Annotated in this window: 10 protein-coding genes; 7 read left to right on the top strand and 3 right to left on the bottom strand. The window is 61.0% G+C overall.

Annotated features, from left to right (window positions below):
- Positions 1–11 precede the first annotated feature (11 nt).
- Positions 12–3,455: a pyruvate carboxylase gene (locus I2I01_RS02175; RefSeq protein WP_196284773.1), complete on the bottom strand. Its 3,444-nt coding sequence runs from the start codon at positions 3,453–3,455 to the stop codon at positions 12–14.
- 283 nt (positions 3,456–3,738) lie between these two features.
- On the opposite strand from I2I01_RS02175, the gene I2I01_RS02180 reads away from it, so the two are divergent.
- From I2I01_RS02180 to I2I01_RS02210, 7 genes are all read left to right on the top strand, one after another.
- Positions 3,739–4,455, top strand: coding sequence for an SDR family NAD(P)-dependent oxidoreductase (locus I2I01_RS02180; protein WP_196284774.1), 717 nt, complete (start codon positions 3,739–3,741; stop codon positions 4,453–4,455).
- A 135-nt stretch (positions 4,456–4,590) separates the two neighbouring features.
- Positions 4,591–5,916 carry a cryptochrome/photolyase family protein gene (locus I2I01_RS02185; RefSeq protein WP_196284775.1) on the top strand — a complete coding sequence of 442 codons (1,326 nt, stop codon included), beginning with the start codon at positions 4,591–4,593 and terminating at the stop codon, positions 5,914–5,916.
- Positions 5,917–6,020: 104 nt separating this feature from the next.
- Positions 6,021–6,650 (top strand): TetR/AcrR family transcriptional regulator, encoded by a 630-nt coding sequence (locus I2I01_RS02190; protein WP_196284776.1) that lies wholly within the window; start codon positions 6,021–6,023, stop codon positions 6,648–6,650.
- Positions 6,651–6,788: 138 nt separating this feature from the next.
- Positions 6,789–8,090 (top strand): ABC1 kinase family protein, encoded by a 1,302-nt coding sequence (locus I2I01_RS02195; protein WP_196284777.1) that lies wholly within the window; start codon positions 6,789–6,791, stop codon positions 8,088–8,090.
- A gap of 35 nt (positions 8,091–8,125) precedes the next feature.
- Positions 8,126–8,671 carry a hypothetical protein gene (locus I2I01_RS02200; protein ID WP_196284778.1) on the top strand — a complete coding sequence of 182 codons (546 nt, stop codon included), beginning with the start codon at positions 8,126–8,128 and terminating at the stop codon, positions 8,669–8,671.
- Positions 8,672–8,711: 40 nt separating this feature from the next.
- On the top strand, positions 8,712–9,584 hold the full coding sequence (locus tag I2I01_RS02205) for a dienelactone hydrolase family protein (protein WP_196284779.1): 873 nt from the start codon (positions 8,712–8,714) through the stop codon (positions 9,582–9,584).
- Positions 9,585–9,687: 103 nt separating this feature from the next.
- Positions 9,688–10,158: an Mpo1 family 2-hydroxy fatty acid dioxygenase gene (locus tag I2I01_RS02210; protein WP_196284780.1), complete on the top strand. Its 471-nt coding sequence runs from the start codon at positions 9,688–9,690 to the stop codon at positions 10,156–10,158.
- Positions 10,159–10,261: 103 nt separating this feature from the next.
- Here the strand turns inward: I2I01_RS02210 and I2I01_RS02215 are convergent, their stop codons facing one another.
- On the bottom strand, positions 10,262–10,975 hold the full coding sequence (locus I2I01_RS02215; protein WP_196284781.1) for a phenylalanine-4-hydroxylase: 714 nt from the start codon (positions 10,973–10,975) through the stop codon (positions 10,262–10,264).
- A 269-nt stretch (positions 10,976–11,244) separates the two neighbouring features.
- Positions 11,245–12,249 carry a 3-deoxy-7-phosphoheptulonate synthase gene (aroF, locus tag I2I01_RS02220; RefSeq protein ID WP_196284782.1) on the bottom strand — a complete coding sequence of 335 codons (1,005 nt, stop codon included), beginning with the start codon at positions 12,247–12,249 and terminating at the stop codon, positions 11,245–11,247.
- Positions 12,250–12,275: the final 26 nt, after the last annotated feature.

Below are 12,275 nucleotides of genomic sequence, written 5' to 3' on the forward strand. Positions count from 1 at the left end.
GCTACTGCTTTTTAGCCCAGGGTCAGCACCAAGTCGTCGGCGCTCACGCGGGTGCCTTCGGGCAGGTTGATGTCGGCCACGGTGAGGTCTTGCGGGGCGGTGATGGTGGTTTCCATCTTCATGGCCTCGATGACGAAGAGCGGCGTGTTTTTGGGTGCAGCCTGGCCGGCCTTCACCAGTACCTTGCTCAGCATGCCTTGCAGCGGCGCGCCCACCTGGCGGGGGTTGTTTTTGTCGACTTTGGGGTTGCTGACCTTGGTTACGGCCACCGACTGGTCGCGCACCTGCACGTTGCGGGTTTGGCCGTTGAGGGTGAAGAAAATGGTACGACAGCCCTCCTCGTTGATGTCGCCAATGGACTCCAGGCGCACAATCACCGACTTGCCCCGGGCAATTTCGATGATGGTTTCCTCGCCCGATTTCAAGCCGTAGAAGAAGGTGGAAGTGGGCAGTTTGCTCACGTTGCCGTACTTCTGCCGGAAAGCCCAATACTCCTCAAATACCTTGGGATAGAGCAGCCACGACAACAAATCGGTGAACTTGGCGCCGGGGAACTTCCCTTGGAACCCGGCCCACTCCTTGTCAAAGTCGATGGGCGCAAGGTGCTCATTAGGCCGGTCGGTGAAGGGCGTTTCGTTCTTGAGAATGAGCTTTTGCAGTTCGGCGGGCCAGCCGCCTTCGGGCTGCCCGATGTCGCCGCGGAACAGCTCACGCACTGATTCGGGGAAGTTCAGGCCCTCCCCTTTTTCCATTACATCCTGGGGCGTGAGGTTGTTGCTCACCATGAACAAGGCCATGTCGCCTACCACTTTGGAGCTGGGCGTCACCTTCACGATGTCGCCAAACATTTGGTTCACATCGGCGAAGCGCTGCTTCACTTCCTCGAACTTGTCGAGCAGGCCCAGCGAGGCCGCCTGCGGGCGCAGGTTGGAGTATTGCCCGCCCGGAATCTCGTGCTGAAACACCTCCGAGGTACCCGCTTTCAGGCCCGACTCGAAGGGGTAGTACATCTCGCGCACGGCTTCCCAATAGTCGCTAAACTCGTTGAGCGAATGCTGATTGAACTCGCGATGGCGCGGAGTGCCCCGGAACATTTCCACCACCGAGTTGAAGTTGGGCTGCGAGGTGAGGCCTGAGAGCGAACCAATGGCCACGTCAATGACATTGACGCCGGCCTCCACGGCCTTGGCATAAGTAGCCGGTTGCAGGGAGGATGTGTCGTGGGTGTGCAGGTGAATGGGCAGCTTCACCGTGTCGCGGAGGCCCTGAATCAGCTCGGTGGCGGCGTAGGGCTTGAGCAAGCCGGCCATGTCCTTGATGCAGAGAATGTGGGCGCCGGCGTCTTCGAGCTGCTTGGCGAGCTTGAGGTAATACTCAAGCGTGTACTTGGTGCGCTTCGGGTCCATGATGTCCCCGGTGTAGCAGATGCTGGCTTCGGCCAGCCGGTCGGTCTTGTTGCGCACGAAACCGATGCAGGCTTCCATGCCCTTCATCCAGTTCAGCGAGTCGAAAATGCGGAATACATCGACGCCGGTTTCGGCCGCCTGCTGCACAAATCGCTCGGTCAGGTTATCGGGATAGGCTTTGTATCCCACGCCGTTGGCCCCGCGGATGAGCATTTGCAGCAAGATGTTCGGGATGGCTTCGCGTAGCTTGGCCAGACGCTCCCAGGGGTCTTCGTGCAGGAAGCGCAGGGCCACATCGAAGGTGGCGCCGCCCCATACCTCCATGCTGAAGGTTTGGGGGTGCTGCTGGGCGTAGGCGCGGGCGACTTTAAGCATGTCCCAGGTGCGCATGCGGGTGGCAAGCAGGCTTTGGTGGGCGTCGCGCAGGGTGGTATCGGTGTAGTGTACGAGCGGCTCGGCGCGCAGCCACTCGGCAAACTTTTCGGGGCCTAGTTCGGCAAGCTTTTGCTTGGTGCCGGGGGCGGGTTCGGCGTGAGCGTCGAAGTGTGGCAGGTGGGGGCGGCGCGGGTTGGCGCGCGGGTCGAGCAGGTTGCGCACGTCGGGGTTGCCGTTCACCACCGTTTCGCCGATGTAGCTGAGCAGGCGCGTGGCGCGGTCCTTGCGCGTTTCGAAGCGAAACAGCTCGGGCCGGTCCTTAATGAAGTCGACGGTGGCGTGGCCGGTCTGAAATTCCTCGCTGCCCACGATGTTCTTCAGGAACGGAATATTGGTTTTCACCCCGCGAATCCGGAATTCATCGAGCGCGCGCAGCATCTTTTGGGCCGCACCGTGCAGTGTGGACGCGTGGGCCGAGATTTTGACCAGCATCGAATCGAAAAACGGCGACACCACCGCGCCCTGGTACACCGAGCCCTCATCGAGGCGGATGCCAAAGCCGCCAGCCGAGCGGTAAGCCACGATGGTGCCGTAGTCGGGCTTGAAGTCGTTTTCCGGGTTTTCCGTCGTCACGCGGCACTGCACGGCAAAGCCGGCACGCAGGGGCATCACGTCGGGGCCCAAGCCGATTTCGGGGTCGCTGAGCTTGTAGTTGGCGGCGATGTAGAGCTGGGTTTTAATCAGGTCGATGCCGGTAATCATCTCGGTCACCGTGTGCTCCACCTGGATGCGGGGGTTTACTTCGATGAAGTAAATCCGGTCCGCTTCGGGGTTCACCAGGAACTCGACGGTTCCCACGTTGTCGTAGCCCACGGCCCGGCCGATGCGCAGGGCGTACTCATAGAGCAAGTGGCGCTGGTGGTCGGGCAGGTTCATGGCTGGGGCCACTTCCACCACTTTCTGAAAGCGGCGCTGCACGGAGCAATCCCGCTCGTAGAGGTGCACGAGGTTGCCGTGGTGGTCACCCACGAGCTGAATCTCAATGTGCTTGGGCCGCTCCACAAACTTCTCCAGGAACACGGTGTCGTCGCCAAAGGCGTTCTTGGCCTCATTCCGCGCCTCGAAGAAGCCTTTCTCCAGCTGCTCATCGTCGCGGATGATGCGCATGCCGCGCCCGCCGCCGCCGGCCGCCGCCTTCAGCATCACGGGGTAGCCGATGCGCTGGGCCTCGGCCTTGGCGGTTTCGAAGTCGACCAGGTCGGTTTCGCTGCTTTCAATCTGGGGTACCTGGCACTGCTGGGCCACTTCCTTGGCGGCCACCTTGTCGCCCAAGGCTTCCATCACCTCGGGTCGCGGTCCCACGAAAATGATGCCTTCCTCGGCGCAACGGCGCGAAAGCGTGGCGTTTTCGGAGAGGAATCCGTAGCCGGGGTGAATGGCGTTGGCCCCGTTTTCCTTGGCGATGCGAATGACGCCCTCGATGTCCAGATACGGCTTCAGCGGCTCGTCGTCGCGGCCAATTTGGTAAGCCTCGTCAGCCTTGTAGCGGTGCTGCGAGTACCGGTCCTCGTAGGTGTAGAGGGCCACGGTGGGAATGTTGAGTTCACTCGCCGCCCGCATCACGCGAATGGCAATTTCGCCGCGGTTGGCGACCAAAAGTTTAGTTATGTTCATAGAGGCTGGTGGGGTGATGTGCGCGCTTACGGCGAAACTACGCCAAAGGCTGGCTGATTTTTCACAACAAACGTTTGCAGCGACTATAAAAGACCAATTGCCAGCTTGGAGGCGCTAGTATTAACAAATTATTAACCGATAGTCGGCACTAATTCAACTGCATGCTGCCGAACAATTCGGCTTGTATTTAGTATGCCAATGGCTCAGCTTGCTGCGCCTTGAATTGGTTACTCGCTAATGAAGCGGGTGCCCTGTCATGCAGCTTACTTACCAGCTTATTCGTATGCAATTTTCTGACAAGAACATTCTCATCATCGGCGCTTCGTCAGGCATCGGCCTGGCCACGGCCACACTGCTCAGCGGCCTAGGCGCCAATCTGTTCACGGCCTCGCGCCACCGCTCGCCGGAGCTGGCGGCTCTGAACACCACCCACTTCGACTACGACGCGACGCAGGAAGTGAGCACAGCCTTCGACGCACTGCCCGAGGTGTTGCACGGCGTGGTGTACTGCCCTGGCAGCATCAAGCTGCGGCCGTTTGTGCGCGTTCCGGTGGCCGATTTTGCAGCTGATTTCGACTTGAATGTACTGGGTGCTGTCCGCGTTGTTCAGGCCACTATCAAGCGGCTGAAAAAGGCCGAAGGCGGAGCATCCGTCGTGCTGTTTAGCACCGTGGCAGCCGATACGGGCATGAGCTTTCACGCCAGTATTGCCACCGCGAAAGCGGCCGTGGAGGGCCTCACACGTGCCCTTGCGGCCGAGTACGCCGCCAGCGGCGTGCGGGTGAACTGCATCGTGCCCTCGCTCACCAACACGCCCCTGGCTGCACCGCTGCTGAATTCGCCGGAGAAGGCGGAAGCGGGCGCTAAGCGGCACCCTCTGCAGCGCATCGGCCAGCCCGAGGATTTGGCTTACACCGCGTCGTTCCTGCTGTCGGACCACAGCTCGTTCATGACCGGGCAAGTGCTGGCCGTGGATGGCGGCATGGGGAAATTGAAGTAAGGCATTGGCATATAAACCCATCTGTCATCCTGAGCGCAGCGAAGGACCTTAACACGTGAGTGCAAGCAATTCAATCGTGACAAGGTCCTTCGCTGCGCTCAGGATGACAGATGGTTTCCGCAACTCTAAACAACCATGAAAATCTGCATCTTCTGGCACCGGCGCGACCTGCGCATCCACGATAACGCGGGCTTAGCTGCCGCCCTCGCGAGCGGCTTGCCGGTGGTGCCGCTGTTCATCTACGATTCTGACATTCTGGACTGCCTGCCCGACAAGGCCGACGCCCGACTCACCTTCATTTACGACGAGGTGGAACGGTTGGCGCGGCAAACTCAGGCGGCTGGGGGCACCTTCCTCGCACGCTACGGCAAGCCAGTGAAAGTGCTGGAACAGCTTGTGAAGGAATTTGACGTGGCTGCCGTGCATACTAATGAAGACTACGAACCCTACGCCACCCGGCGCGACGGTGAGGTGGGCGAGATGTTGGGTCGTCACAGCGTGGATTTCTATCTCTACAAAGACCAGGTCATCTTCGCCAAGAATGAAATTATGACCAAATCGGGCACGGTGCCCAAGGTATTCGGCGCCTACCACAAAGCCTACCTGGACCGCCTTACCGATGACATGCTGCTGCCCTACGGCTCGGCAGATGCTTTCACGAAAACCAATCTGGCTGCGCTGGCGGCCGACAAAGCCGGCCCGCGGCCCACACTCGAAAGCATGGGGTTTGTGCGCAAAGAGCAGTACGTGCCCACCGCCGACCTGCCCGCCGAAGCCGTGGTGCGCAATTATCATAAAACCCGCAACACGCCCGCTCTGCAAAACGGCAGCACGCGCATCTCGGTGCAGCTGCGTTTTGGCACGCTGAGTGTGCGGCAGGTGGTGCGCCAAGCCCGGGCCCTGAACCCAAAGCTGCTGGCCGAAATCAGCTGGCGCGACTTTTTTATGATGCTGCTCTGGCACTTTCCCTTCACGGCCACTGAAGCTTACGACCCCAAGATGCGCCACATTCCCTACCGCAACAACGAGAAGGAGTTTCGGGCCTGGTGCGAGGGGCGCACCGGCTACCCGCTGGTCGACGCTGGCATGCGCGAGCTCAACGCCACGGGCTACTTGCCAAACCGCGTGCGCATTGCCACAGCGGGCTTTTTGGTGAAGCATTTGTTCATCGACTGGCGCTGGGGCGAAAAATATTTTGCCGATAAGCTGCTGGACTACGAGTTGGCCAACAACGTGGGCAACTGGCAGTGGATGGCCGGCACCGGCGCCGTGGCCGCGCCCTGGTTCCGGGTATACAGTCCCCAAAGCCAACTCGAAAAAGTAGACCCTGAACTGGAATACGTGAAGCGCTGGGTGCCCGAGCTGGGCACGCCCGCTTACCCTGCTCCTATTTTCGAGCATAAGTTTGCCCGTGAGCGAGCCGTTGAGGCCATTCGGACGGCGCGCAATGCGGCTTCGTAGCGCGGACTTTTAGCCCGCGTGAGTTGCGAAAAGGTTTCTTACTCGCGGACTGAAAGTCCGCGCTACAGCCCGAACCGTACAGCGGCCGAAGCGGTTATACTGGCATGGAAAAGGACCGCATTAAACAAGCTTACCTCGACTTCGTGCTCAACGAAGGCCGCCCGCCGCAATCGGTGTTTAAGCTCACCCAGCAGTTGGGCGTGGCGGAGGCCGAGTTCTATCAGCACTACCCCAATTTCGACGCCATCGACCGCGAAATCTGGGCCGATTTCGGCCGTCAGGCCCGCGAAACGGCTGCGGCTGAGCCCGTGTGGGAGAGCTACGGCAGCCGCGAAAAGCTGCTGGCCTTCTATTACACGCTGCTGGAAATTCTGAAAAGCAACCGCTCGTATGCGCTGATGAGCCTGCGCCGCTCGCTGCATCGGGTGCCAGCCCTCACGCCCCGCGTGCTGGATGACTTCCGCCAGGACTTTGAGCGGTTTGTGACCGATTTGCTAGCCGATGGCCGGGTAAGCGGCGAAATAGCCAACCGGCCGCTGGTGCAGGACGGCTACCCGCGTTTCTTCTGGCAGCAAGCGCTGTTTGTGTTGGGCTTCTTCGCCAAAGACGATACCGTGAACTTCGAGCGTACCGACGCCGCCGTGGAAAAAGCCGTGACGCTGAGCTTCGACCTGGTAGGCCGCAACACCCTCGATTCGGCCGTGGATTTCGTGCGGTTTCTGGTGCGGCGTTAAAGGGCACACTGTCGGTCATGCCGAGCGCAGCCGAGGCATCTCGCTCGCTTCGCTTGACAATTGAATTACTGCTGCACGCGGGATGCCTCGGCTGCGCTCGGCATGACGTTTCGTTTCTATATCCGGCATTCTGTCCTCATGTCCGACGAATCTCAGAACTCGCTGCCTACCACCAAGGTGGCCCGCGCCACCCGCTTCGCCAAAACCGGCTTCAATGTGGGCACCAATTACATCAAGCACTACGCCAAGAAGGCTGTGGGGGCCGAGTCGACCACCGAAGACCTGCACGCTGCCAACGCCGCCGAGCTTTACGGCACCTTGAGCGAGATGAAGGGCTCGGTGCTGAAAGTGGCCCAGATGCTGGCCATGGAGAAAAACATGCTGCCCACGGCCTACGCCGAGCAGTTTGCCCAGGCCCAGTATTCTACTCCACCCCTGTCGGGCCCGCTGGTGGTGAAGGCGTTTCGGGATGCGTTTGGGAAGTCGCCCTATCAGCTGTTTGATGAATTTGAGCCCGAAGCGCGGCAGGCGGCCAGCATTGGGCAAGTGCACTTTGCCCGCAAGGATGGCAAAGCGCTGGCGGTGAAGGTGCAATACCCCGGCGTGGCCGATAGTATCAAGTCAGATATCCGGCTGGTGAAGCCCATTGCCTTGCGCATCATGGGCCTGAACGAGGCACAGGTGCGTCCCTACCTGGAGGAAGTGGAAACGCGCCTGCTCGAAGAAACTGACTACAAGCTGGAACTGCGGCGCGGCCAGGAAATAGCGAACGAGTGCCGGGGCCTCCCGAACCTGCAGTTTCCCAGCTACTACCCGGAGTATTCCACGGCCCGCATCCTCACCATGGACTGGCTCGGCGGCCAACACTTAAAGGAGTTCCTTGCCACTAAGCCCAGCCAGGAAGTGCGCAACCAGATTGGCCAGGCGTTGTGGGACTTCTACCAGTTTCAGTTCAACGAGCTGCACCGCCTGCACGCCGACCCACACCCCGGCAACTTCCTGATGCGTAGCGAGAACGGTGGCACGCTTGGCGTGCTCGATTTCGGCTGCGTGAAAGAAGTACCGGCCGATGTGTACCAGTTATTCACTGCCCTGCTGGCCCCCGAAACCATAGCCGATGAAGCCCGCCTGACGGCGCTGCTCACCCAGGCCGGCGTGCTGCGCGCCACCGACGCCCCGGCGATGCAAGTTCTCTACCTACGCACCATGCAGACGTCGCTGGAGCTGGTGGGCCGCCCCTTCCGCCAACCCTCCTTCGATTTTGGCGACCCCGCCTACATGACCGCCCTCTACGCCCTAGGCGACGACCTGATGGCCGACCCCGATTTGCGCAAGCAGCGCGAGCCGCGCGGCTCCGAGCATTTCATTTATTTGAACCGGACCTACGTGGGCTTGTTTGCGCTGCTTACCGAGCTGGGCGCGGCCGTGCGGACGCAGTAGAAGCAACTAGTGCGCTCCATGGCTACCTTGCCCGCATGAACCTCCGCGAGGAACTGCTGCGCGAACATTCGGCCCGCCAAACCAAGCGGCTCACGGACTACGCCTGCGCTGCCCCCAGCGGGTTGGCGGAGCTGCTGCACCTGTTTTGGTACGGGGCGCCACGGGAGCAGCAGCTGGCCGCCGATGTGCTGGGCTGGGTGGGCGAGCGGCGGCCGCGGTGGTTGGTGCCGCACCTGCCCGGCCTGTTGGCCTCGGCCCAGCCGGGCAGCGAGGCGCACCCGGCCGTGCGGCGCAGCGTGGCGCGGCTGCTGCAGTTCGTGCCCGTGCCCGAAGAATGGCAGGCCCTCGCCTTCGATACCTGCCTGCGCCTGCTGGGGTCGCCGGCCGAGCCGGTGGCCATTCGCGCCTACGCCCTAAGCGCCGCCACGCGCTTGGCCCTGCCCTATCCCGAATTGGCAGCCGAGGTGCTGGCCGCGGCCGAACTGGCCCTGAGTACCACCTCTTCGGCAGCACTGCACGGCCGGGCAGCTCGGGAAATGCCTCAACTTCGCAGCGCCGCGCGGGAAGTTTTGCCAGATTAGCTGTTGCGCTTGCTCATCCGTTTCATTTCTGCTAAAACCCATGAAAAAACTGCTTACCCTTGGGGCTGCGCTACTGAGCCTGACGTTTTCAGCTTCGGCCCAGAAAATGGCCAGCTGCTGCGCCCGGCCTGCCGGCAACCTCTCGGCCTCGGCCACCGAAGCCTTTGCCATGCTGGCCACCGACAAGGACTTCTCGGGCGGCCACGATTCGCCTCTGCCTTATGTGTACGAGGGCGCGGGGCAGGAAATTACCTTCAAAACGCCCGACGGCAGCACCGGCAAAGGCTTCGAAATCAAGAGCGCCAAATCGAGCAACAAGTACCTATTCGTCATCCACGAGTGGTGGGGCCTGAACGACTACATCAAGAAGGAAGCCGCCACCTTCGCCGCGGAGCTGCCCGGCGTCAACGTCATTGCCGTAGACCTCTACGATGGCAAAGTGGCCACCACGCCCGAAGACGCCGGCAAGTACATGGGCGAGGTGAAAACCGAGCGCGCCGTGGCCATCCTCAAAGGAGCCCAAATGTACGCCGGCCCCAAAGCTCAGTTGGCCAGCATCGGCTGGTGCTTCGGCGGCGGCTGGAGCCTGCAGGAAGCCCTGCTCGGCGGCAAGCAGACGGTGGGCTGTGTCATGTATTACGGCATGCCGGAGAAAGACGTGGCCAAGCTCAAAACCCTGAACTCCGATGTACTGGGCATATTTGCCAGCCAAGACAAGTGGATTAGCCCCGAAGTGGTGGCTCAGTTCAAGAAGGATATGTCGTCGGCCGGCAAGAGCCTCACTGTAGAGAGCTACGATGCCGACCACGCCTTCGCCAACCCCTCTAATCCGAAGTATAAGAAGGAGGACGCCCGCAAGGCGCACGAGCACGCGCTGGCTTACCTACGCGGCCGCTTCAAGGTGAAAGTGTAGTGTTGGTATTGCCAGATGCAAAAAAGCCTTCCTGAACAGGAAGGCTTTTTTTATTGCTAATTTGTTGGCCCCTGCTCACTCCTACCAAATTCCCACACCCATCATGGCCACCCTTCCCGCCCTGCTTTCAGAATACGGCGAAAGCCACCAAAACCCCACCAACAAGCTGGTGCACTGGGTGTGCGTGCCGCTGATTATGTTTTCGCTCATCGGTTTGCTGTGGTCGGTGCCGGTGCCAGCCGCCATTGCCGCCATCAGTCCCTGGCTGAACTGTGGCACGTTGGTGATGGCGCTGGCCTTGCTCTACTACGTGCGGCTGAGCGGGCGGCTGGCCCTAGGCATGGTACTGGTGTGGGTGGCCATGGCCGCAGCATTGCGCGTGGTGGCAGGCGCGGCAGTGCTACCGCTGTGGGCCATTTGCCTCATCATCTTCGCGCTGGCCTGGGTGGGCCAGTTCTGGGGCCACAAGGTGGAAGGCAAGAAACCCAGCTTCCTCAAGGACCTGCAGTTTCTGCTCATCGGGCCGCTGTGGCTACTGCACTTCGTGTACCGCCGCCTGGGCTGGGGGTATTGAGAAACCACCCGTCATCCTGAGCGCAGCGAAAGACCTTCTCACGTCGGAATGTTCTGGCGTGAGAAGGTCCTTCGCTGCGCTCAGGATGACAGCCGATTTATTTTCAACGGCTTGCCAACATGCCGGCCAACTCCTCTACGCACTCGGTGAGCTGCTCCCAGGCGGGCAGCACGAAGTACTGGTTTTGGTAGCGGGCGCCAGTTACGGGGGTGCGCAGCACCGTAGCCAGGTCGAATACCGGGCGGGGCGTGTTTTCATTCACGCAGTGGTGAATTTCGCCCGCCGACGACAAGAGGCCGGCCCCGTAGAGCAACGGCTTGCCCTCATGCTGCACCAGCCCGAATTCGGCCGTGAAGAAATACAGCGCCCACAGCTGCTCCCGGGCCTTCGAGCCTTCGGGCTGCGCCTGGTAGGCTTGGCCCAGCTCGTGCAGGAAATTGGCCAGGCCTTCATCGAGCAGCATGGGCACGTGGCCGAACAAGTCGTGGAACAAGTCGGGCTCGGGACTGAAGTCGAAGTTGTGCATGGGCCGGATGCGCGTCACAATCGGGAACTTGCGATCGGCCAGCAGGGCGAAGAAGGCAGCGGGCTCGAACGGCCGTCCCACGGGCACCAGCTGCCACCCCGTTTCCTCGCGCACCACGGCGCTCAGCTCCGCAATGTCGGGAATGGCCTCGCGCCGGTAGCCCAGCCGGGCCAGGCCCTGGTTGAACGCCGGGGCGGCCCGCCGGTGCAGCAGGGCGGTCTGGCGGTCGAACAACACTTTCCAGGTGCGTTGGTCTTGGGTGGCGGCAGCAGAATGCGGGTTGGTGAACATAGCTAGTTGAGCAAGGTAGTTGGTAAGAGAAAGGACAGGTCGGGCGAAAAAAAAGCCCGACATCCTTTCGGATTCGGGCTTTTGAAGGTTACAGTCGAAAGTCGGGTTTCATGCCTTTTCTTCCGGTAGCGCCAATCGCAGCCCGTGTCCGCCCTGTTTGCAGGGGGTCATCTGGTAATTAAAGCAATTGACGAATAGGTGGCGCATGATTGGGACGAATGTAGGGAGGTTTTCCGGAAATGCAAGCATTCCGCTTCATTAATTTTTCGCTATTCCAGCTCGCCACGCAACTGGTACACGCGGCGCAGGTTGCGAATCAGCCGCGCCGACTCGTCGAAGTCCAGCGTCTGGGCGCCGTCCGAAGCGGCGGTTTCGGGCGTTTCGTGGGTTTCGTACACGATGCCGTCGGCCCCGGCCAGCACGCCGGCCAAAGCCATCTGAGGCACAAACTCCCGGATGCCAATCCCGTGTGAGGGGTCAACAATAACCGGCAGGTGGCTTTTCGCCTTAAGAATGGGCACTGCGTTCAAATCCAAGGTATTGCGGCTGGCCGTTTCGAAGGTGCGAATGCCGCGCTCGCAGAGAATCAGCTTCTCGTTGCCACCCGAAAACACGTACTCAGCCGACGACAACAGCTCCTCGATGGTGCCCGAAATGCCGCGCTTGAGCAGCACAGGCTTGTCGACACCGCCCAGCGCGTCGAGCAGATTGAAGTTCTGGGTGTTGCGGGCGCCCACCTGGAACACGTCCACGTAGTCGTGCATTTCCTCTACCTGCGACACCTGCATCACCTCGGTCACGATTTTGATGCCCCGTTCGCGGGCCATGCGGTGGAATACCTTCAGCCCTTCCATGCCCAAGCCGCGGAAGGCGTAGGGCGATGAGCGGGGCTTGAACACACCGCCGCGCATCAGCCGCACATCGTTTTCGAGCAGGTGGGCCATCACCTTTTCCATCTGGGCCTCACTCTCGATGCTGCAAGGGCCGGCGCAGATGGCCAGTGAGCCCTCGCCGATGGTCACGCCGTCGCCCAGGTCGAGCACAGTGGGCTGCACGCGCCACTTGCGGCTCACCAGCTTGTAATCGTCGCTCACGCGGTGCACGTCGCGCACGCCCGGCAGCTGGCCGATGGTGCGGATGTCAAATTCCTGCTTGCCGATGGCCACCAGGTAGTGCGCGTGCTGGGTGGTGACTTCGGTGGCCTTGTAGCCCTGCTGCTTCAGGTGCTCGGTGATGGCGGCAACGGAAGCGTTTTTTTCGAGTTGGATTATCACGGTGGAAGTTGCTTTGGATTAATTTT

The sequence above is a fragment of the Hymenobacter properus genome (genome assembly GCF_015694735.1).
GTDB lineage: Bacteria > Bacteroidota > Bacteroidia > Cytophagales > Hymenobacteraceae > Hymenobacter > Hymenobacter properus.

What these genes read in the sequence shown, in the direction of transcription:
- I2I01_RS02175 (WP_196284773.1), bottom strand. Translation starts at nt 3,455, where the DNA reads ATGAACATAACTAAACTTTTGGTCGCCAACCGCGGCGAAATTGCCATT.
- I2I01_RS02180 (WP_196284774.1), top strand. Translation starts at nt 3,739, where the DNA reads ATGCAATTTTCTGACAAGAACATTCTCATCATCGGCGCTTCGTCAGGC.
- I2I01_RS02185 (WP_196284775.1), top strand. Translation starts at nt 4,591, where the DNA reads ATGAAAATCTGCATCTTCTGGCACCGGCGCGACCTGCGCATCCACGAT.
- I2I01_RS02190 (WP_196284776.1), top strand. Translation starts at nt 6,021, where the DNA reads ATGGAAAAGGACCGCATTAAACAAGCTTACCTCGACTTCGTGCTCAAC.
- I2I01_RS02195 (WP_196284777.1), top strand. Translation starts at nt 6,789, where the DNA reads ATGTCCGACGAATCTCAGAACTCGCTGCCTACCACCAAGGTGGCCCGC.
- I2I01_RS02200 (WP_196284778.1), top strand. Translation starts at nt 8,126, where the DNA reads ATGAACCTCCGCGAGGAACTGCTGCGCGAACATTCGGCCCGCCAAACC.
- I2I01_RS02205 (WP_196284779.1), top strand. Translation starts at nt 8,712, where the DNA reads ATGAAAAAACTGCTTACCCTTGGGGCTGCGCTACTGAGCCTGACGTTT.
- I2I01_RS02210 (WP_196284780.1), top strand. Translation starts at nt 9,688, where the DNA reads ATGGCCACCCTTCCCGCCCTGCTTTCAGAATACGGCGAAAGCCACCAA.
- I2I01_RS02215 (WP_196284781.1), bottom strand. Translation starts at nt 10,975, where the DNA reads ATGTTCACCAACCCGCATTCTGCTGCCGCCACCCAAGACCAACGCACC.